16 protein-coding genes are annotated in these 21,104 nt (G+C 74.5%); 11 read left to right on the forward strand and 5 right to left on the reverse strand.

Annotated features, from left to right (window positions below; genetic code table 11):
• The first annotated feature begins 12 nt into the window (after window positions 1-12).
• From GHR20_RS02055 to GHR20_RS02090, 9 genes are all read left to right on the forward strand, one after another.
• Window positions 13-2,148 carry a SpoIIE family protein phosphatase gene (locus GHR20_RS02055; RefSeq protein ID WP_153811981.1) on the forward strand — a complete coding sequence of 712 codons (2,136 nt, stop codon included), beginning with the start codon at window positions 13-15 and terminating at the stop codon, window positions 2,146-2,148.
• A gap of 457 nt (window positions 2,149-2,605) precedes the next feature.
• Window positions 2,606-2,821 (forward strand): hypothetical protein, encoded by a 216-nt coding sequence (locus GHR20_RS02060; protein ID WP_037652534.1) that lies wholly within the window; start codon window positions 2,606-2,608, stop codon window positions 2,819-2,821.
• Window positions 2,822-2,924: 103 nt separating this feature from the next.
• Complete coding sequence (locus tag GHR20_RS02065; protein WP_153811982.1) at window positions 2,925-3,731, forward strand: HlyD family efflux transporter periplasmic adaptor subunit; 807 nt, start codon at window positions 2,925-2,927, stop codon at window positions 3,729-3,731.
• Window positions 3,728-5,953, forward strand: coding sequence for an NHLP family bacteriocin export ABC transporter peptidase/permease/ATPase subunit (locus tag GHR20_RS02070; RefSeq protein ID WP_153811983.1), 2,226 nt, complete (start codon window positions 3,728-3,730; stop codon window positions 5,951-5,953). The genes GHR20_RS02065 and GHR20_RS02070 overlap by 4 nt, the downstream gene beginning before the upstream one ends.
• Complete coding sequence (locus GHR20_RS02075) at window positions 5,953-8,784, forward strand: NHLP bacteriocin export ABC transporter permease/ATPase subunit (protein WP_194858775.1); 2,832 nt, start codon at window positions 5,953-5,955, stop codon at window positions 8,782-8,784. The genes GHR20_RS02070 and GHR20_RS02075 overlap by 1 nt, the downstream gene beginning before the upstream one ends.
• 360 nt (window positions 8,785-9,144) lie before the next feature.
• Window positions 9,145-10,923, forward strand: a complete 1,779-nt coding sequence (locus tag GHR20_RS02080) for a hypothetical protein (RefSeq protein ID WP_153811985.1) — start codon at window positions 9,145-9,147, stop codon at window positions 10,921-10,923.
• On the forward strand, window positions 10,916-11,869 hold the full coding sequence (locus GHR20_RS36655) for a hypothetical protein (protein WP_194858776.1): 954 nt from the start codon (window positions 10,916-10,918) through the stop codon (window positions 11,867-11,869). The genes GHR20_RS02080 and GHR20_RS36655 overlap by 8 nt, the downstream gene beginning before the upstream one ends.
• A gap of 97 nt (window positions 11,870-11,966) precedes the next feature.
• Window positions 11,967-13,262 carry an MFS transporter gene (locus GHR20_RS02085; protein ID WP_194858777.1) on the forward strand — a complete coding sequence of 432 codons (1,296 nt, stop codon included), beginning with the start codon at window positions 11,967-11,969 and terminating at the stop codon, window positions 13,260-13,262.
• 34 nt (window positions 13,263-13,296) lie between these two features.
• The gene (locus GHR20_RS02090) at window positions 13,297-13,932 is read left to right on the forward strand and encodes an FMN-binding negative transcriptional regulator (protein WP_148024745.1); all 636 of its coding nucleotides are present in this window, start codon (window positions 13,297-13,299) and stop codon (window positions 13,930-13,932) included.
• A 19-nt stretch (window positions 13,933-13,951) separates the two neighbouring features.
• On the opposite strand, the gene GHR20_RS02095 is transcribed toward GHR20_RS02090, so the two are convergent.
• The gene (locus GHR20_RS02095; protein ID WP_243878277.1) at window positions 13,952-14,815 is read right to left on the reverse strand and encodes a ribonuclease BN; all 864 of its coding nucleotides are present in this window, start codon (window positions 14,813-14,815) and stop codon (window positions 13,952-13,954) included.
• A gap of 258 nt (window positions 14,816-15,073) precedes the next feature.
• On the opposite strand from GHR20_RS02095, the gene GHR20_RS02100 reads away from it, so the two are divergent.
• Entirely contained in the window at window positions 15,074-16,141 is a 1,068-nt protein-coding gene (locus GHR20_RS02100; RefSeq protein WP_153815792.1) for a galactosyldiacylglycerol synthase, read from the forward strand.
• Here the strand turns inward: GHR20_RS02100 and GHR20_RS02105 are convergent, their stop codons facing one another.
• The 4 genes from GHR20_RS02105 to GHR20_RS02120 all read right to left on the reverse strand — a co-directional run bounded on the left by GHR20_RS02105 (window position 16,142) and on the right by GHR20_RS02120 (window position 19,323).
• Window positions 16,142-16,903, reverse strand: coding sequence for a polysaccharide deacetylase family protein (locus tag GHR20_RS02105; RefSeq protein ID WP_153811987.1), 762 nt, complete (start codon window positions 16,901-16,903; stop codon window positions 16,142-16,144).
• Window positions 16,896-17,807, reverse strand: coding sequence for a DMT family transporter (locus tag GHR20_RS02110; protein ID WP_111581712.1), 912 nt, complete (start codon window positions 17,805-17,807; stop codon window positions 16,896-16,898). Before GHR20_RS02110 ends, GHR20_RS02105 begins: the two co-directional genes overlap by 8 nt.
• 6 nt (window positions 17,808-17,813) lie before the next feature.
• Complete coding sequence (locus tag GHR20_RS02115) at window positions 17,814-18,665, reverse strand: SDR family NAD(P)-dependent oxidoreductase (protein ID WP_153811988.1); 852 nt, start codon at window positions 18,663-18,665, stop codon at window positions 17,814-17,816.
• 130 nt (window positions 18,666-18,795) lie between these two features.
• Window positions 18,796-19,323 (reverse strand): SRPBCC family protein, encoded by a 528-nt coding sequence (locus tag GHR20_RS02120; RefSeq protein WP_153811989.1) that lies wholly within the window; start codon window positions 19,321-19,323, stop codon window positions 18,796-18,798.
• A 243-nt stretch (window positions 19,324-19,566) separates the two neighbouring features.
• Here GHR20_RS02120 and GHR20_RS02125 point away from each other — a divergent pair, with 243 nt between their 5' ends.
• Window positions 19,567-21,069 carry an MFS transporter gene (locus GHR20_RS02125; RefSeq protein ID WP_153811990.1) on the forward strand — a complete coding sequence of 501 codons (1,503 nt, stop codon included), beginning with the start codon at window positions 19,567-19,569 and terminating at the stop codon, window positions 21,067-21,069.
• Window positions 21,070-21,104 lie beyond the last annotated feature (35 nt).

The raw sequence follows: 21,104 nt of genomic DNA on the forward strand, positions 1-21,104 counted from the left end.
GAGGTGGTCGGCGTGTCCGACGGGCCAGGGCCCTCTCGGGCGGCTGCCGCCGGGACACCGGCCGGCGAGCCGGTGCTGTCGTTCGCCCTGGCCTCGATGATGGAGGAGGTGCACGCCCACTCCGGGGCGGTGTACCTGCTCAGGCCCGACGAACCGGTCCTGGAGATGGCGGTCCACGCGGGCCTGCCCCGGGCCTTCGCGGCGCCCTGGGAGCGGCTGGGGCTCGGCGCGTCGGTGCCGGTCGCGGACGCGGTGCGCAAGCGGCACCTGGTCTGGGTGGGCGGCGAGGAGGAGATGGCGGGGCGCTATCCGCGCATCGCGGTCGTGCTGCCGTACCCGTTCGCGCTGGCCGCGCTGCCGCTGGCGACGGCGCACGAGGTGTACGGCGCGGTGTTCGTGACCTGGCCCGGGAGCCATCCCCCCGCGCTGTCCACCGAGGAGCGGGTCCGGCTGACCGCGGCCTGCAAGCGGCTGGCGCTGCGGCTCGCCCGCGCCGCGAGGGAACGGAGGCCCCTGGGCCGTGAGCACGATCTGCTGGCGGCGCCCGGACCCGAGGTGGCGGGCACACTGGGCTCCGTCGAGGCCACGCGGATGGTGGCCCGGCTGCCGTACGGACTGCTGTCGCTGGATCTGCACGGGCGGATCGGCTACGTCAGCCCGGCCGCCGCCGGTCTGCTCGGCAGGTCCCCGGACGACCTGCTCGGCACCCTGCCGTGGCTCTCGGTGCCCTGGCTGGACGATCCGACCTATGAGGACCGCTACCGGGCCGCGCTGCTGAGCCAGCAGCCGACCTCGTTCGTGGCGCTGCGGCCGCCCGGCGACTGGCTGTCGTTCCGGCTGTACCCGAGCCTGACCGGGCTCAGCGTGCGCATCGTCCGGGCACGCCCGATGGCCGACGTGGTGCGGGCCGCCGCGCCGGTGGAGGCGGGGCCGTCCCGGCTGGTGACGATCTCCCAGGTGCTGAACCTGGCGGGCGCGCTGACCGAGGCGGTGGGGGTGCGGGACGTGGTGCGGCTGGTCTGGGAGGAGCTGGCGCCCGCGGTGGGCTGCCGGGCGCTGGCGATCGCCTCGCCGCAGGCCGGGCGGCTGCATCTGCTGGGGCACCGGGGGTACGACGATCCGCGGGTGGTGGAGCGGTTCGAGGGGCTGCCGCTGTCCGAGCGGACCCCGGGCATGCGGGCGCTGAGCAGCGGGGTGCCCGCGTTCTTCGAGTCCCGGGAGCAGATGGGGCGCCTCTACCCGGAGCGGGAGGAGAGCCCGGACGGCTTCTCGGCCTGGGCGTACCTGCCGTTGATCGCCTCCGGGCGGCCGGTCGGCACCTGTGTGCTGGCGTACGCCGAGCCGCGGCTCTTCCCCGCCGACGAGCGGGCCGTACTGACCGCCCTCGGCGGGCTGATCGCGCAGGCCCTGGAGCGCGCGATGCTCTACGACGCCGAGCACCAGCTGGCGCACGGGCTGCAACAGGCGCTGCTGCCGCACTCGCTGGCGTCGCTGCCGGGCGTGGAGGCGGCGGCCCGGTATCTGCCGGCCACTCATGGCATGGAGATCGGCGGCGACTTCTACGACCTGGTCGCGGCCCGGCCCCTGACGGCGGCGGTGATCGGGGACGTGCAGGGGCACAACGTGACGGCGGCGGGCCTGATGGGGCAACTGCGCACCGGAGTGCGGGCGTACACCGCGGTGGGGCAGGGCCCGCACGAGGTGATGGCCAGCACCAACCGGCTGCTGATCGACCTGGGCGCGGAGCTGTTCGCCAGCTGTCTGTATCTGCGCCTCGACCCGGCGGCCGGGCTCGCCGTGATGGCGCGCGCGGGGCATCCGCCGCCGCTGCTGCGGCGGCCCGACGGGCAGGTGCGGGTGCTGGACCTGGCCGGCGGCCCGCTGCTCGGCATCGACCCGTCGGCGGCGTACCCGACGACCGAGGTCGCCCTCACCCCCGGCTCGGTCCTCGTCCTCTATACCGACGGCCTGGTGGAATCCCCCGGCGTGGACATCGAGGACGCCCTGGCGGAACTGGGCGCACGGCTCGCTCAGCTGGGCGGGCTGCCGCTGGAGATGCTCGCGGACGAACTGGTCCGGCAGAGCGTGCCGGCGGGGGCGCGCAGGGACGATGTGGCGCTGCTGCTCCTGCGGGCGCGCGACGACTGAGAGCCCTCCACGCCCGAATGAGAGCCCTCGCACCCGAAGCGCCACGTTCAGCGATCGGTCCATGACGTTCAGTTCACGATGCGTACCGGAATCCCCGCTTCAGCGAATCTGCACATTGAATGCTCAACCAAGCCACCGCGGTCAGTGCTTCTGCACATCCGGGCGCCCCCGGCCCGCTCCGGGCGGCCGTCGTGCCGGACCCGCCGCCCGGGGCAACCCCGTGGCCGCGACGATGCCGTGCCGCATGTGAAAAAGTCGCCGACAAGCCGTGCCCGCGCCTGCACGGTTGCACCCCCTCGTGGATCAAGTTCGCTGGTGAGGGGCCTGATTGAGTGGAAGCGCGGACGGCCCGCGTGCTTTGATCCTTCGCACCGCGGCCCTTCCTCCTGTCGATCGCCTGTCGACCGGAGAGGTCCGTTCCCCCCTTGCGAATATCCATATGAAGGGAAGTTCCATCATGAACTCCACCCCCCAGGTCCAGACCGCTGAGATCGCCGACGCCGAGCTGGACGCCGTCTCCGGTGGTCTCCAGGTGAACGCCCTCAACACCGTGACCGGCGCCGTCAACGGCATCGCCCCGGTCTCCGACCTGGCCAACACGGCCATCGGCACGGTCGAGGGTGTCACCGGCCTGAACGTGGCCCCGGTCACCGGCCTGGTCGCCGGTCTCTGACCGAGCCTCTTGCCTCCCCGTCGGTCCCGGAGCCGTCCCCCGGCTCCGGGGCTCTCGGGCGTCCCGAAACACCCGCGACTCCCCCACAGGTGAGGGAAGTTCCGTGCAGTTCCGCCAACAGGCCCTCGCCAAGCTCCAGTCGCCCCAGGAGCTGGACCTCCCGGTGCGGCTCGCCCGCCCGCAGGGCCGGCTCGCGCTCGGGGTCACCGTCGCCGTCATGGCCGCGGCCTCCGTCTGGGCGGTGACCGGTTCGGTCGCCTCCACGGTGAGCGCGAGCGCCATCCTCACCCACGGGCAGGGCAGTTACGTCCTCCAGAGCCCCGTGGCGGGTCAGGTGACGGCCGTCCTCGCCCGGCAGGGCCGGCAGCTGCCCGCGAACGCCCCCGTGGTCAAGGTCCGTACCCCGCAAGGGGATTCGGTGGTGCGCACGGTCGCCGCGGGCCGGATCACCACGCTCGCCGCCACCATCGGGCAGATCGTGCAGACCGGCACCGACGTGGCCGCCGTCGAGAAGACCGCCCACCCGGACGACCCGCTGTACGCGACCGTGTACGTCCCCGCCGAGAGCGCCGCCGCCATCCCCGCGCACGCCTCCGTGGACCTCACCGTCTCCTCCGTACCGGCGCAGCGCTACGGCGTGCTGCGCGGTCAGGTGCGCTCGGTGGACCGGGCCGCGCAGTCCGCGCAGTCGATCGCCGCGTTCCTCGGCGACAGCCAGCTCGGCCGCCAGTTCACCGAGGACGGCCGCCCGGTCGCCGTGACCGTGCGCCTTGACGGCTCGTCCGCCACCAGGAGCGGCTACCGGTGGTCGACCGCCGACGGGCCGCCGTTCCGGCCGGCCTCCATGACCCTCGCCTCCGCCTCCATCCGGCTGGCCGACCAGCACCCCGTCGATTGGCTGCTCCCGTGACGCCCGCCCCCCAGGAGACCCGCGGCCGCAGACGCGCCGCCCCCGCCCGGCGTCCGGCCCCCGCCTCCCGTGCCGGCACCGTCCGCACGCCCACCGTGCTCCAGATGGAGGCCGTCGAGTGCGGCGCCGCCGCCCTCGCGATGGTCCTCGGCCACTACGGCCGCCATGTCCCGCTGGAGGAACTGCGCATCGCCTGCGGGGTCTCCCGGGACGGCTCGCGCGCCAGCAACCTGCTGAAGGCGGCGCGCGGTTACGGCCTGACCGCCCGGGGCATGCAGATGGACCTGGCCGCCCTCGCCGAGGTGCGCGCCCCGGCCATCCTGTTCTGGGAGTTCAACCACTACGTCGTCTACGACGGGACGGGCCGCCGTCTCGGTCGGCGCGGCATCCACATCAACGACCCCGCCAAGGGCCGCCGTTTCGTGCCCCTGGAGGAGTTCGACGGCAGCTTCACCGGGGTCGTCCTGGTGCTGGAGCCCGGCGAGGACTTCACCCGGGGCGGGCGCAGGCCGGGCGTGCTCGGCGCGCTGCCGGCCCGGCTGCGCGGCACCGCGGGCACCCTGCCCGCCGCGGTGCTGGCCAGTCTGCTGCTGGTCGCGGTCGGCGCGGCCGTACCGGCGCTGAGCCGCACCTATATCGACATGTTCCTGATCGGCGGGCAGACCTCGCTGCTGGGCGTGCTGTTCACCTCGATGGCCGCCTGCGTGCTGCTCACCCTGGTGCTGACCTGGCTCCAGCAGGCCAATCTGCTGCACGGCCGGATCATCTCCTCCACCCTGAGCAGCGCCCGCTTCCTGCGCCATCTGCTGCGGCTGCCGGTGACGTTCTTCGCCCAGCGCTCCCCCGCCGACCTGGTGCAGCGCCTCCAGTCCAACGACCAGGTGGCGGAGACGCTGGCCCGCGACCTGGCGGCGGCCGGCGTGGACGCGATCGTGGTCGTGCTGTACGCGGTGCTGCTCTACACCTACGACCCCCAGCTGACGTTCCTCGGCATCGGCGTGGCCCTGCTGAACATCGCCGCCATGCGGCTGGTCGTACGGCTGCGCGCGACCCGCACGGCCAAGCTGCGCGCGGACACCGCCCGGCTGACCAACACGGCATACACCGGGCTCCAGTTGATCGAGACGATGAAGGCGACCGGCGGTGAGGACGGCTACTTCCGCAAGTGGGCCGGGCAGCACGCGGCCACGCTGGAGGAGCAGCAGCGGCTCGGGGTGCCGAGCGCCTGGCTCGGGGTGGTCGCCCCGACGCTGGCCACGTTCAACAGCGCGCTGATCCTGTGGATCGGCGGTCTGCGCGCCGTCGAGGGGCATATCTCGGTGGGGCTGCTGGTGGCCTTCCAGGCGCTGGTCACCCGCTTCACCGCGCCGCTGACCCGGCTCAACGGGGTGGCGGGCCGCATCCAGGACTTCGCCGCCGACGTGGCCCGGCTGAAGGACGTGGAGAACTTCCAGGCCGATCCGCTCTACGCGCGGGGCGGCCCCGGCGACGAGACGCGCCGGCTGCACGGCCATGTCGAGCTGGAGAACGTGACGTTCGGCTACAGCCCGCTGGACAAGCCGCTGCTGGCCGGCTTCGACCTGACCGTGGGACCGGGGCGGCAGGTGGCCCTGGTGGGCGGCTCGGGCAGCGGCAAGTCCACCGTGTCCAGGCTCATTTCGGGGCTGTACGCCCCCTGGGACGGGGTGATCCGGATCGACGGCCGGCGCCTGGAGGACATCCCGCGCGGCGCGCTCGCCGCCTCCGTCTCCTTCGTGGACCAGGAGGTGTTCCTCTTCGAGGGCTCGGTCCGCGACAACGTCGCCCTGTGGGACCCGTCCGTCCCGGACGAGGCGGTGGTCGAGGCGCTGAAGGACGCGGCCCTGTACGAGGTGGTGGCGCGCCGGCCCGGCGGCATCCACGGCAAGGTCGACCAGGACGGCCGCAACTTCTCCGGCGGGCAGCGCCAACGCCTGGAGATCGCGCGGGCGTTGGTGCGCAGGCCCAGCATCCTGGTCCTGGACGAGGTGACCAGCGCGCTGGACGCGCAGACCGAGCTGGTGGTGATGGACAACCTGCGCCGGCGCGGCTGCGCCTGTGTGGTGATCGCGCACCGGCTGAGCACGGTCCGCGACAGCGACGAGATCGTCGTCCTCCAGCACGGCACGGTGGTCGAACGCGGGCGGCACGAGGAGCTGGTGGCGCGCGGCGGCGCGTACGCGGCGCTGGTCAGGGAGCGTTGATGCGCGTTCAGGAGGGCTACGAGGGCGACCTGGTGCTCGGGGCGCTGGGCGCGCTCGGCACCCGGGTCGACTGCGCCGGGTTCACCCGCCTCGACCTGGAGGGCCCCGAGGTGCTGTGGCTGGTGGCGGCCGGCGCGCTGGACCTGTTCGCGGTGGACGCCGGACAGCAGGGCCACTGGCACCACCTGGGCCGCCTGGAGGCGGGCGCGCTGCTGCTGGGACCGGTCACCGGCCCCCAGCACACCCTGGTGGCCCGCCCGGTGCGGGACTGCGTGGTGCACCGGGTGAACCTGCGCGAGCTGTACCAGCAGGCGGGCACCCAGACCTGGTCCTACGACGCGCACGGGCGGCCGCAGTACGTGCCGCCCGCGTCCAGCCCGCTGGAGTACGCCCTCGCGCTGGGCGTCGGCCGCGGCCTGTCCGTCCTCTTCCAGGCCCCGCTGGCCGAGGAGCGGCCCGAAGTCCTCACGGACGACGACGTGTTCTGGATGCAGGTGCCGCCGGGCAGCGTCCAGTACGGCTCGCTGTACGGCGCACAGGCCGCCGCCGATCTGCTGATGGACCCGGCGCTGTGGCAGTCGCTGGTCGACCAGCAGTACCGGCTGCTGACCGCGCTGGACCGCTGGATCGAGCAGCTGGAGCGCAGCCATGAGACCCGCACGGCCGCCGGGATCAAGGCGGGTGAGGCGGCGGGCGCCCAGGCGGACCGCACCCTGCTGGCCTCGATCGGCCGCCGCTCGGGGCGTCGTACGACGGCCGCCGACGCCGATGCCACGTACGCGGCCTGCGTGCTGGTCGCCGAGGCCGCCGGGATCACGCTCGCCGAGCCGGCCCGGGGCGGCGCCGAGAGCGAGCGCCTCGATCCGGTCGAGCGGGTGGCGCTGGCCTCCCGGGTGCGCACCCGGGCCGTACGGCTCCAAGGGCGCTGGTGGCGGGAGAACGTGGGGCCGCTGGTGGGACAGCGGGCGCTGTCCGGGGCGCCGGTCGCCCTGCTGTGGCGGCGCGGCGGCTATGCGGCCGTCCACCCGGGCAGCGGCCGGGAGACGCCCGTCGACAAGGCGAACGCGGAGGAGTTCGAGCCGCGCGCGGTGATGTTCTACCGGCCGCTGCCCGACAAGGCGCTCTCGCCCCTCGGGCTGCTCCGGTTCACGCTGGGCGGTGCCCGCGGCGATCTGCTCGGGCTGCTGGTGGCGGGACTGGTGACGGTGGCGATCGGCGCGCTGGTGCCCATCGCGACCGGCAAGGTGCTCGGCGAGTACGTGCCGAGGGCCGAAGAGGGCCTGATCGTCCAGGTGTGCCTGGCGGTGATGGTGAGCGGGGTGGTGTCGGCGGCGTTCACGCTGCTGGAGAACCTGTCGATCCTGCGCCTCGAGGGGCGCGTCGAGGCGGCGCTGCAACCGGCCGTCTGGGACCGGCTCCTGCGGCTGCCCACCCGGTTCTTCACCGAGCGCTCCACCGGCGAACTGGCCAGTGCCGCCATGGGGATCAGCGCGATGCGCCGGATGCTGGCGGGCGTCGGCCCGGTGGTCGCCCAGTCGGTGACGGTCGGCGCGATGAACCTCGGTCTGCTGTTCTGGTACAGCGTGCCGATGGCGCTCGCGGCGATCGGGATGCTGGTCGTGATCGCGGCCGTGTTCCTGGGGCTCGGGCTGTGGCAGGTGCGCTGGCAGCGGCGCCTGGTGGTGCTCGGCAACCAGCTCAACAACCAGGCGTTCCAGACCCTGCGCGGGCTGCCCAAGCTGCGGGTCGCGGCCGCCGAGAACTACGCCTACGCCGCGTGGGCAAGGGAGTTCGCGCGCAGCCGGGAGCTCCAGCAGAAGGCGGGGCGGATCAAGAACCTCACCGCGGTGCTCGGCGCGGTCTATCTGCCGGTGTGCTCGCTGCTGATGTTCATGCTGCTGGCGGGCCCGGCGAGGGGCACGCTGTCGGCGGCGGACTTCCTCACCTTCAACACCTCGGTGACGATGGTGCTGACCTCCGTCACCCAGCTGACCGGCTCGCTGGTGTCGGCGGTGGCCGCGCTGCCGCTGTTCGAGGAGATCCGGCCGGTCCTCCGGGCCGCCCCCGAGGTCCGCGCCGCGAGCACCCGGCCCGGTCCGCTCACCGGGGCGCTGGAGACCCGCAAGCTGTCCTTCCGGTACTCCGACGACGGCCCGCTCGTCCTGGACGACGTCAGCTTCGCCGTCCGCGCGGGCGAGTTCGTCGCGGTCGTCGGCCCCAGCGGCTGCGGCAAGTCCACGCTGCTGCGGCTGCTGATCGGCTTCGACCGGCCCCTGTCGGGCAGCGTCCTGTACGACGGCCAGGACCTCGCCGCCCTCGACCAGTCGGCGGTGCGCCGGCAGTGCGGGGTGGTGCTCCAGCACGCCCAGCCCTTCACCGGCTCCCTCCTGGACGTCATCTGCGGCACCGAGCCGTACACCCCCGAGGAGGCGATGGCGGCGGCCGAGATGGCGGGGCTCGCGGAGGACATCAAGCGCATGCCGATGGGCCTGCACACCCTCGTCTCGGGCAGCGGCTCGGTCTCCGGCGGGCAGCGCCAGCGGCTGATGATCGCCCAGGCGCTGATCCGCCGCCCCCGCGTCCTCTTCTTCGACGAGGCGACCAGCGCGCTGGACAACGACACCCAGCGCGTCGTCATCGAGAGCACCCGCAAGCTGAACGCCACCCGGGTCGTGATCGCCCACCGCCTGTCCACGGTCATGGACGCGGACCGGGTGATCGTCATGGAGGACGGCCGCGTGGTCCAGCAGGGCAGCCCGGCCGACCTGCTCGCGGACACGACGGGACGGCTGCACGAACTGGTGCGGCGGCAAATGGCCGAAACGCATTGATCCATAGGACACCTTCTTGCCGGAACCTGATTCGGCCGGTATTCAGGTTGGCGACCTGCCGGCACTGACGAAGGAGAATGCGATGGCCGAGGAAATCTCGATCGAGGAACTCCAGGAGATCGCGGACGTCGAGGCGCGCGCCGCCGAGGCGTCGCAGGAACTGCGGGCCGCGGTCGTCGAGTAAACGTTCCCGCGCGTGCCGGTGCCGTCCCCACGGGGGCGGTACCGGCACGTCAGGACGGCGCGGACACCTGACATCCGGCGTGGGAGAGAGAATTGACGAAGCTCCGTAGGACGGTTCCCTACCTTTCCCGTTCCCATAGCGAAGAAAAAACGGAACCGGTAATTCTCGTGGATTCCGTGGAGCTTCCGCTCGCCGCGGCCGGCCACGCGGCGCTGCTGACCACCCTGCTGCGCCCGCTCGGGCTCGGTCCCGCCGACCGGTGCCTCCCGGCCGCCGAGGCCGAACAGCTGGTCGAGGCCCAGTACCGGGCGAGCCTGGAGTTCGTCTACGGCCACCCCGTGTGGCGACGCATCCGCGCGGCCCGCGGCACCGACGGCGCCGCGCCCGTCCTCGCCTACCTCCTGGAGTCGCGCCACTATCTGGCCGCGGCGCCGTTCCGGATGGCCAGCGGCATCACCGACGCGCTGCGGCCCGGCCCCCTGATCCGCCTCCAGGCACACCATGTGGTCGAAGAGGCCGACCACGACACGTACTTCGAGAACGGGCTCGCCGCGCTGGGGCTGCCCCGCGACCTGGTCCGCGAGGCCCGCCCCGGGCCGGTGACCGTCGAGTGGATCCACCTCATGCGCACGGTCGCCGCCTACGGTCCGCTGGCCGCCGCGATCTGCTCCGGGCTGCTGGAATACACCGCGGGGGACCGCGAGTCGGTCGCCGGGTGGCACACCATGCTGGTCGACCAGGGAGTCCTCTCCCGCGAGGCGGTCGACGCGATCTTCGAGCATGTGCAGACCGACCTCGGCCTCGGCCACGGCTCCAACTGGCGGCACGCCCTGGAAGCCGCCCGCGTCGTGCCCGCAGCCGAACTCGCCGACTGGCTCAACGCGGTGAGCCTGGTCGCCGAGATGATCGTGCGCTGGCTGGAGACGTTCACCGAGGGCCTGTCGGCGACCGTGGTCGAGGCGGCCCCGGCCCTCGCCCTGGACGGTCCCGTCCGCACCCTCGGCGGCGAGGCCGACGGACTGCCGGTGTGGCCCGCCGAGATCTACGACTCCGTGACACACGGCCCGCGCAGCCCGCGCCCCGGCGTCCGCCGGACCCTCGCGCTCGCCTACACCTTCGCCGGGCGCGCCACCGACCGGGAACCGGGCGCGCCGGGTACGGGACCCACCCCCGCCACCGCCGCACGCGACCTGACCGCCCGCACCGCGCGCGACTGGGACGGCGGCACCGGGGCGGCCGACCTGGAGAAGCTGGTCGAGGGCTGGATGACGGCCATCGACGGACACCGGCTGTGGCGCCGCCTCACCGAGGAGCCCACCCTCCCGCTGGTGCACGGCTGGATGGTCGAGAACTACCACTACGTCGCCGGGATCTGGCAGCACTGCGGCGCCGCGGTCGCCGCCTGCCCCGACCCCGTGATCCGGGCCGAACTGGTCAAGCACCTGACCGAGGAGTTCAACCACGGCAAGATGTTCCTGCGCGGCATCGAACGAGCGCGCGGGGACCGCTACGCCGGGCTGCCCACCGACCGGATGCGGCCGCTGCCGACCACGGTCGCGTTCGTCGGCACCCTGCGCGAACTGGGCCAGCGCGACTGGAAGGCATACGTCATCGCCCTGACCTACCTCCAGCTGTCGCTCAGCGCCGTGGACGGCGGGGTGCACGCCCGCCACGACGGCTTCTATCGCACGGTGTTCGACCGGTGTCCCGGTGCGGAGGCGATGGTGGCGGCGATGCGGCGCCACGACGACGAGGACACCCGGCTCGGTCACGGCGACGACACCCGGGTGCTGCTCGACCTGCTCACCGATCGGCACCGCGTCGACCGCGAGTCCGTCGCCGCGGCCGCCCTCGTCCCCCAGCTCACCTGGAGCTTCCTGGACGGGATCCTCCAGCACTACCGGCACGGCGAGGCGGCGATCGTCCAGCGCGCCGGCTGGCACGTCGATGCCTGAGACGGCCCGACGAGCGGCCGGGGACGGCCTGTTCGGCGTGGGCGCCGTGCTGCCGCTGGAGCGGCGGCCCCTGCGGGAACCCTTCGCCGCGCTGCGCGACCTGTTGGCCGAGGGCGTGCCCGGCGACGACACCGCGGCCCTGCGCGACCCCCGGCTCCCGCACGCGGTGTGGCCGGGGGCGCTCGCCCGGGAGGTGGCCGCCACCGCGCGCTGGGCGGCCCGGCGGACGCTCGCCCTCGCGGGCCGGGAACCCGCCGCCCGGGCCGGCTGGCACGGGCGCGGGCGGGTGCTCGCCCTGCTGCCCGCCCACGGGCACACGGTCCATCTGCTGCGGCGGGCCGCGCCGTTCGCGGTGTGCGGCTTCCCGGTACTGGTCGCGGGCCACGACCGGCAGCGCGCCGCGATCGCCTCGGCGGTGTCCCGGACGGCACGGCTGCTGCGCCTGCCCGAGGACTCGCTGCGCCCGGCAGCCGTGCCCGCCGCCGAGGCGGTCACGGCGCTGACCGCCGACGACCTGGTGGTGGTCACCGGACACCCCGCCACCGCCGAGAAGGTGCGGGCGGCCACCCGCGCGAGTGTGCTGGGCGCCACCGGCGGCTGCGTGGTGCTCGCCGGCCCCGGCGGCGAGCGGCTCGACGCGGCGGCGGCCGCGCTCGGCGCCCATCAGCACCCCGGCAGCTGCACCCGCCTCGGCGGGGTGTGGCGCACCGGAGCGGCGGGCGCCCCGCCCTGGCGGCGGCGCGACGACACCGCGGCCACGCCCGCGGAGGCCGTCGCCGCGGCCCACCCCTCGACCGTCCTCAGGCTCGTCGACTCCCTCGACGAACCACCCGCGGAGGTCGCCGGATACACCGCCCTGCCGTGCGACGCGGCCGGCGCGCTCGGCACCCTGGTGGGCTTCGGACGCGACCCGTGGCAGGGGTGGCCCGGCGACTTCCTCGTATGACACGCGGGACGCGGATGCCCCGCGAGACCCGGAGAACGCGCGGCACCGGCGACGGCCGACGAGCCGCCGACGAGCGAGCAGGCAAAGGACGACAGACGTGGCGTTGAGCACGGGTACGGTCCGCAGCGGCACCTTCAGGCTGCTGTGGGGCGGTCAGACGATCTCCGTCATCGGGGACGGCGCGGCGGCCCTCGCCGTCCCCCTGCTGGTGATCCACGCCACCGGCAGCCCGGTCCTGGGCGCCCTCGCGGCGACCCCCCGCACCGTCGCGTACCTGCTCGTGGGCTTCCTCGCCGGGCCCATCGTGGACCGTATGCGCAACCCCCGACGGGTGATGCTGGTCTGCGACCTGCTGCGCTTCGCGGTGTTCGGCGCGCTGCCCGCCGCCGTGCACGCCCCCTTCGGCCCGGGGCTCGTCCTGCTGCTGGCCTTCGCCGCGTCCTCGGCCGGGGTGTTCTTCGAGACCGCCCTGGCCGTCGCCGTCCAGACCAGTCTGCGCCCGCGGGACCTGGTGACCGGCAACGCCCGCTTGGAGATGAGCAATCAGCTCGGTCTGCTGCTGGGGCCCGCCGTCATCGGGACCGGGGTGGCCGCGTTCGGCGTGCCCTCCGCGATGTGGTTCAACGCCGTCACCTTCCTGCTCTCCGCCCTCACCCTCGTCCCGATGCGCTTCGACGCGGGTGCCCCGGCCGAGCCCGGGGCGCGTGCCTCGGTCCGCCGGGACATGGCCGAGGGGCTGCGCTACATCCGCGGCCACGCGCTCGTCATGCGGCTGGTCTCGCTCCAGGTGGTCATCAACCTGGTGATCGCCGCCGAGACGCTGGTCGTCTTCTACGCCACCCACGATCTGCACGCCTCACCCACCTGGATCGGTGTCATCCTCGCGGCGGCCGGGCTCGGCGGCATCGGCGCCACCTCCGTCGCCAACGCGGCGGCCCGGCGCTTCGACGCCGGTCCGCTGATCGCCGTGTCCGTCATCGGCCTCGGCGGGACCCTGCTGGCCATGGGGGCGGCCCGCGATCCGCTGTTCCTGGCCGCCGCGAACTTCCTGCACGGGGGCCTGTCGGTGTTCGCGTCCGTGCACATCCGCGCCGTGCGCCAGCGCGTCGTGCCGCCGCAGTTGCTCGGCCGGGTGACCGCGAACGCCCGTACGTTCGCGTTCGCCGCCAACCCCCTGGGCGCCGTGCTGTTCGGCGCGATCGCCTCCGGCGCGGGCGGCGACGCCCGCTGGAGCTTCCTGACCGCCGCCGCCCTCAGCGTGGCCAGCGCGGCGACCGCCTGGCGCGGGCTCGCCGCACACCGCGCCCGGCCGGCCGCGGACGACGGTGAGGACGACGAACCGAAGGCCCCGGGACCGGAGGTCGCGCCCGAATCGGGCGCGGCCTCCGCGTAGGCTCACGACCCTGGAACCGTCACAGGAGGGGACGTTGTTCGTTCAGCCATGGGACGCCGGGACGGCCGAGGAGGGCCTCGAACTGGCCCGGGCGCACCGGTTCGGGCAGTTGGTCGCGGCCGGGCGGGGGCGCGACGTGCCGGTGGTCGTGCCGACGCAGTTCGTCGTGGAACGCGGCGCGGACGGGGCGGAGGTCCTGCTGCATCTCGCCCGTGCCAACCCCGTGTGGGCCGCGATCGAGGAGAACCCGGTCGTCATGATGTCCGTCGCCGGTGACTGGGCCTACATCCCGGGCGCGTGGAAGACCATCGGCGACGAGGACCCGGCGCGGGGCGTCCCGACCACCTACTACGCCGCCGCCCAGCTGGTCGGCACCGCGCGGATCGTCACCGACGCCGAGGGCAAGGCGGAGATCCTGCGCCGCCAGCTCGCCCGCGAGGAGAGCGACGGCGGCGCCTCCCTCGTCGACCCCGCCGAACACGGGCGGCGCCTCTCGGGTATCCAGGGGCTGCGGGTCCGGGTGGAGAAGGTGACCGCCAAGTTCAAGTACGGCGGCAACGCGGACGCCCCGCACCGCGCCCACGTCGCCGGCCTACTGGCCCGCCGGGCCGGTCCCGGGGACGCGATCGCCCGGCGGCGGCTCGTGGACCGCGCGGACGACGGAGGCTAGGGGAAGCCCGGACGGTTCGCTAGGAGCCCTTCTCGTCCCGCTCCGGCTCCCCGCCGTCCCCAACGTCTCCGTCCCCGTCATCGTGTGCCTCCTCGTGCCGGCGCAGATGGACCGGCATCACCCAGTGGTGCTCGCAGAACCAGCGGCCGAACAGGGCGCCGCCGTAGAGGACGAAGCCGACGCCGATCAGCCAGGACTCCAGGACGAGGACGGTGCCGACCGCGCCGTAGCTCAGGGCGTTGGTGACGATCAGGGGGGTGAAGACGAGGTAGGAGAAGGCACGCAGCCCGGCGAGGCCGACCATGGTGGCCAGCGCGCCGGGCAGCAGTTCCCGCCAGCGGACCTGGTCGCCGAGCAGGAAGTGCTGTCCCCACCAGAAGAACAGCACCCCGCTGAGCCCGGACAGCAGGATGCGCTGGGAGCCGTGCAGCGCGGCCTTGGTCGCCACCTCCTGGTAGAGGTAGGCCGTCAGCACGATCAGCCAGGTGGCCTGCCGCCAGACCCGGTGCCAGGGCCCGGCGGCCAGACCCCAGATGCGTTCGTAGGCGTTCTGCACGCTGCCGCCGAAGGACACCCCGAACACGGCGAGCAGCACGGCGCTCCAGGCGCTGGTGGTGCCGATGACGTTGTGCGGGGGGCTGATGACGTCCGTGACCACGCGCGCGGAGGGCCCGGACAGCCCCATCCCGTCGGTCAGCCAGGAGGCGAACCCGCCTTGGACCAGCGGATCGGCGGCGGCCACCACGATCAGCAGCGGGGCCAACGTCACCAGCGCCAGGGTGGCGAAACCCATGGCCCGGTGCATCAGCTCCAGCTCCCGGCCGTGCGTGAACAGGGCCTGGACGCGGATCCACCGCCAAGCGCGGTGCAGGCCGCGCCGCAACCGACTCACGGCACCTCCCGTGCTCACCGCCGCGCGCGTGCGGGTCCGGCGTGGACGCGCGCCTGGCTTCACTGTGGCACGGACCGGGCGTCCCGCCACGGAGGAGTCGGCCAGTCGGGTCCACCGGGGCGCCGCGACACGCGGTGCGACACGGGCCCGGGTTGTCCGGTTCGACCGCCCCGGCCCCGGAGAATCGGGCCCGTGTGCGCATCCGCCGAGGTGCCCCGGCGGCGCCGGACGCTGATCCTGAGCGCGAGCATGGGGGCCGGTCATGACACGGTCGCCGCCGAACTCGCTCGGCGGGCCGGGGGGTACGGCCATGAGCCGTACGTCGTCGACGTGCTGACGCTGCTGCCCCGCGGGCTCGGGGCGGGGCTGTGCGGCTGGTACCGGGCGGTGGTCCGGCACGCGCCCTGGGTGTACGCGGGGGTCTACGACGCGTTCCTGCGCGGCGACCGCGGCGGCGCCCGGCCGAGCGGGGTGCCGCTCGCGCGGCTCGCCGGGGAGCGGCTGCTCGCGCTCGTGGACCGGCTGGACGCCGATGTGGTGGTGTCCGTCTTCCATCTGGCCGCCCAGCTGACCGGGGATCTGCGGGCGCGGGGGCGGCTGCGGGTGCCGAGCGCGGTCTACCTGGTCGACTTCGCCGTGCACCGGCAGTGGCTGCACCCGGGCAACGACCGCTATCTGTGCCTGACCGAGGCGGCGGCCCGGGAGGTGCGCCGGAGTCTCGGCACGGCGGCCGTGCCGACCGGTCCCGCCGTGGCGCCGATGTTCTCGGCACCGGCCCCGGGAGCGGCGCGCTGGCGGGAGCGGTTCGCCCGGCACGCGCCCGGCCGGCCGCCGGTGCTGCTGTCCGCGGGTGCCTGGGGAGCGGCGTCCCGGCCGGACGCCACCGCCGCGCTGCTCGCCGGTGCCGGATATCTGCCGGTGGTGCTGTGCGGCCGTAACCGGCGGCTGTACGAGCGGGTCGGCCGGGTTCCCGGGGTGCTCGCCCTCGACTGGGTCGCGGACATGCCGGGGCTGTTCGGCGCCGCGCACGCCCTGCTGGACAACGCGGCCGGCCAGACCGCCGTCCAGGCCCTCGCGGCCGGGCTGCCGGTCATCGGCTACCGCCCGCTGCCGGGCCATGGTCTGGAGGGCGTCCGCCGGATGGCCGACCTGGGGCTGTCGGCCCTCGCCCCTCACGCGCCCGGTCTGCTGAAGGCCCTGGCCGGCCTCCCGTCCTCCGCCCAGGCGAGGGCGGCACAGACCCGCGCCCTGTTCCGGGCGGACCCGATGGCGGCGGTGGCGGACCTCGCCGAACGCCCCGGCCCCGGGTCTTCCTGATCAGCCGATGCCGTGCTCCCCCAGCGGACCCACCGTCAGTCCCGCCGCCCGGCAGTCCCCGACGATGCCCGGCAGCGCGTCGAGGGCGAAGCGCCAGCAGCCGGGCGCGGACTGCCGGTCCGAGTCGTGCAGCAGGATCGTGCCGCCGCCCCGCAGCTGCGTGGTCACCAGGGCGCGTACCGACTCCGCGGTGGCGTCCGCCCGCCAGTCCTCGCCCCAGGCGGACCACAGGACCGGTCGCAGCCCGGCGCGCCGGGCGGCCAGCCAGCGGGCTGAGGTGAGGATGCCGTACGGCGGCCGGTACCAGCGGGGGCGGTGGCCGGTCAGGTCGTGGACGGCGCGGGCGGTTCGGGCGACGCCCTGCCGTTCGCGGGTGAGGGCGGGGTGCCAGGGCCGGTCGTGGCGCCAGCCGTGCACCGCGATCTCGTGCCCGCGCCGGGCGGTCTCGGCGACCAGCGCGGGATGGCGCACCGCGTGCTCGCCGAGCACGAAGAAGGTGGCGCGCACGCCGAGCCCGTCCAGGGCGTCCAGGAAGCGGGGTGTGGCGAGGGGATCGGGGCCGTCGTCGAAGGTCAGGGCGGCATGGTGGGGCGCTCCGGTGCCCGCGAGCCCGGGGAACAGCGGCAGTCGTACGGCGGGGAGCCAGGTGGCGGCCGGGCCGATATGGGCACCCGCGAGCCCGAGCGGCAGCAGGGCGGCGGCCGTGCGCAGGGCGCGCGCGGAGGGTGAGGCCGCCCGCCACGGAGCCGGGTGCTCACTCATGGCGCGTGCGGACCTGACCGCCGTCCGCCTCGGCGGGCGTGTCCCAGCCCCGGCCCACGGAGGGCGCGTTGGCCAGTCCGATGCTGCCCGCGCCGATCAGCGCGATGCCGATGATCTCCGGGATGATCCGCAGCCCCAGCTGCACGGACTCCTCGAACAGGGCCCAGCCGAGCGCCACGCTGGTGAGGGCGTCGCCGAGGGTGAGCGCGGGCTGGGAGGCGGCCAGCGACCCGGCGCCGAGCGCGCTCTGCAGCAGCAGGAAGGCGACCAGTCCGACGGCGGCGGTGGCGTACGGGGACCAGTGGGAGAACATCACGGCGGGCCCCAGCTCCAGCCGTCCCACGGTCTCCTTGAGCAGCGCGGCGGTGGTCGCGAAGGAGACGGCGGAGCCGAGGCCCAGCAGCGCGGCGCGGGCGGGCCCGCGTACCGTGCGCGCGGCCAGCACCAGCAGCAGGACGACGACGCAGGCCACCCCGCCCGCCATGAGCCAGGCCCGGGACGTGGCGTCGTCGCGGCCCGGGCGCGGCGCGGCCGACAGCAGGAAGACCGCCAGTCCCAGGGCGAGCGCGACGAAGGCCAGCCAGGTGCGGCGGTCCGGGCGGCGCCGGAAGACGAGGCCGCCCACGATCAGCGTGAACAGCAGCTCGGTGGCGAGCAGCGGCTGCACCAGCGACAGACTGCCCACGGCCAGCGCCCATGCCTGCATGACGGCGGACAGCATCAGCAGGGCGACACCGGCCAGCCAGTCCGGGCGCCGCAGCAGCCGCCGCAGCCCCCGCAGCAGCGCGCCGGCCCCGCCGGGTTCCGCCGGGGTGTCGACCGCGGCGGCCCGGCGTTGCAGCACCGAGGAGGCGGCGTTCGCCAGGGCCGAGCACAGGGCCAGGCCGACCGTGAGGGCGAGCACGGGCGCTCACCCGAAGTGGGCGGCGAGCCGCCGGTAGAGCCCCGGCGCGGCACCGCGCACCCGGGCGGGCAGCCGCAGCCAGCCGGGCACGTACACCTCGTCGGTGCCGCGCCGCACGGCGCTGAGCACGGCGTCCGCGACCCGCTCGGGCGGCACCGGGCGGGGCCAGGAGCGCCGGTAGGGGGCGCCGCGCCGGTCGAAGAAGGGGGTGTCGACCACACCGGGGACCACATGGGTGACGCCGACGCCGGTGCCGCGCAGTTCGTAGCGCAGCGCGTCGGCGAACGCGGCGACGGCGGCCTTGACCGCGGAGTACACGGCCTCGCCGCGCACGCCCACGCTGCCCGCGACCGAGCCGAGCAGCACGATCCGCCCGGAGCCGGCCGCGACCATGTGGGGCAGCAGTCCGCGCACGAGGTGCAGGGTGGCCAGCAGATCGGTGCCGACCAGTTCGTCGATGCGGGCGCGGGGCATGCCGGTGAAATCACCGGCCCAGCCGACGCCGGCGCCCGCCACGACCAGGTCCACCCGGCCCAGGTGGTTAAGGGCCGCCTCGGTCACCCGGCGGCCGGCGCCGGGCCAGCTGAGGTCGGCGGCGACGGTCGTCGCCGACATCTCTGCGGCCACCTGCTCCAGACGGGTGAGGTCGCGGCCGTTGAGCACCAGCCGCCAGCCTCCGTCGGCGGCCAGCCGGCGGGCCACGGCCGCGCCGATGCCGGAGGAGGCGCCGGTCACCAGGGCCGTGGAGTGCGGGGTTCGCTGATCGGCGGGCCGGGCGTCAACTCCCGCCGCCGGGCCGGACTTCGTCACCGGCCGTGCGCGGTTCGACGGTCCTGCGGGGGACGGGGCGTGGGACATGGTGGCGACCTCATTGCGACGGCGTGCGGGATGCGCGAGCTCCTGGGCCGGACCCGCGCGGTGTATCCAGGGCGCCACACCCGGATACTCCGCGCACGTGGAAGCGGCGCGGACGGGGGTCCCGCCGGGGTCAGTCCGGGTCCGGGACCGGGGCGCCGCAGGGCAGGCCCGCGCCGACGTAGCCGTCGTAGTACCGCCGCCACAGCGGGGTGGGCCGGGTGGGCGGGCCCGTCGGGTGCTCGCCGCGGGCCAGGGCGTCGAGGCAGGTCAGGCACACCTCCCAGCCGGCGGCGGTGCGGGCGGCGGTGTCGGGGACGCCGAGGATGTCGGTGAAGGTGAACCGGGTGCCGGCCTCGGCCAGGGGCTCCAGGTCGAAGCGGAGTTCGTCTGGGCCCCAGGTGAAGGACACGTGCCGGGGCGGGTCGGCGGCGTTGACCTCCCCGGTGGCGCCGGGCCGGGCCGGGTCGGCGCCGAAGCGGACGGTGCCGCCGGGGCGCAGCTCCATCTCGGCGGGGCAGGGGAACCACCGCCAGAGCTCGCCGGGGTCGGTCACGAAGCGCCAGACGTGCTCGACGGGACGGTCGTAGACGCGGCCGAAGCGCAGGGCGCAGCGGCCGTCGTCGAGGGCACGGTAGGTGCCGGTGAGGTCGGTGGGCATGGTGCCTCGGTCCTTGCGCGTGGGGGCGGGGGGGTCGGTCGGCGCGGCGCGCCCGTGATGGAGCCGCGGCGTCGGTGTCGGCGCGTGGCGCGTCGATGTCGCCGCCCGGTGCGTTTCCCGGGCGCAACAGCGAAACGTTGCCGTTTCGCTCAAGCTGGTCTAGCCTCGACGCGTACGAAACCGTTTCGTTTATGTACGCCGTATGACTCGCGCGTGAACGACTTTCCCTGGAGTGGTTCCCCCATGTCCCAGAAAACCCTGACCGACGACCCCCGAACGGGGGCCGGGCCCGCGCCGCACGACGCCTCGCCCCGGCGGTGGTGGATCCTCGCGGTGATCGCCGTCGCCCAGCTGATGGTGGTCCTCGACGCCACGATCGTGAACATCGCCCTGCCCTCCGCCCAGCGCGACCTCGGCTTCTCCGACGGCAACCGGCAGTGGGTCGTCACCGCCTACGCGCTGGCCTTCGCCTCACTGCTGCTGCTCGGCGGCCGCATCGCGGACCTGTTCGGCCGCAAGCCCGCCTTCCTCGTCGGTGTCGTCGGCTTCGCCGGGGCCTCCGCGCTCGGCGGCGCGGCGAACGGCTTCGCCATGCTGGTCACCGCCCGCGCCCTCCAGGGCGCCTTCGGCGCACTGCTCGCACCGGCCGCGCTGTCCCTGCTGAACACCACGTTCACCGACGCCCGCGAGCGGGCCCGCGCGTTCAGCGTCTACGGCGCGATCGCCGGTGCCGGCGGCGCGGTCGGCCTGCTGCTCGGCGGCCTGCTCACCGACGCCCTGGACTGGCGCTGGACGCTGTACGTGAACGTGGCCATCGCGGTCGTCGCCTTCGCGGGCGGCTGGATCCTGCTGGGCAACCACCGCGACGCGAGCCACGCCAAGCTGGACGTGCCGGGCACGGTCCTGGTCGCCGGCGGCCTCTTCTCCGTGGTCTACGGCTTCTCCAACGCCGAGAGCCACCACTGGCACTCCCCGCTGACCTGGGGCTTCCTGCTCGCGGGCGCCATACTGCTCGCCGCGTTCACCTGGTGGCAGACCCGCGCCGCGCACCCGCTGCTGCCCCTGCGCATCCTGCTGGACCGCAACCGTTCGGCCTCCTTCCTCGCTGTGCTGATCACCGGCGCGGGCATGTTCGGCGTGTTCCTCTTCCTGACCTACTACCTCCAGCTCAACCTGGGCTTCAGCCCGACCAGGACCGGTGTGGCGTTCCTGCCGATGGTCGGCGCGCTGATGGTGGCGGCGCAGCTGGGCACCACGCTGCTGGTGCCGCGCCTCGGTCCGAAGGCGGTCATCCCGCTGGGCTTCGCCATCGCGATGGCGGGCATGGCCTGGCTGACCGGCATCGGCCTCGGCTCGCACTACAGCGGCGCCGTGCTGCCGCAGCTGATCGTGACCGGCTTCGGCCTCGGCCTGGTGATGCCGCCCGCGATGCAGCTGGCCACCGGCGGGGTCGCCGCCGAGGACGCGGGCGTGGCCTCCGCGAGCGTCAACGCCATGCAGCAGGTGGGCGGCTCGGTCGGTACGGCCCTGCTGAACACCCTCGCGACCAGCGCCGCGACCCACTACATGGCTGGCCGTGACGCCACCAGCAAGCTGGTCCAGGCACAGGCCACGATCGAGAGCTACACCACCGCCTTCTGGTGGTCGGCGGGCTTCTTCGCCGCCGGCACGGTGATCTGCTTCCTGCTCTACCGGCGCGGAGTGCCCCGGCAGGACGCGGGCGCGCCGACCGTCGTCCACATGTGAGGCCACGCGATCCGAGGGGCCGCCGTCCGCAGGGA

Source organism: Streptomyces sp. SUK 48, from assembly GCF_009650765.1.
In the GTDB taxonomy this organism is placed as follows: Bacteria; Actinomycetota; Actinomycetes; order Streptomycetales; family Streptomycetaceae; genus Streptomyces.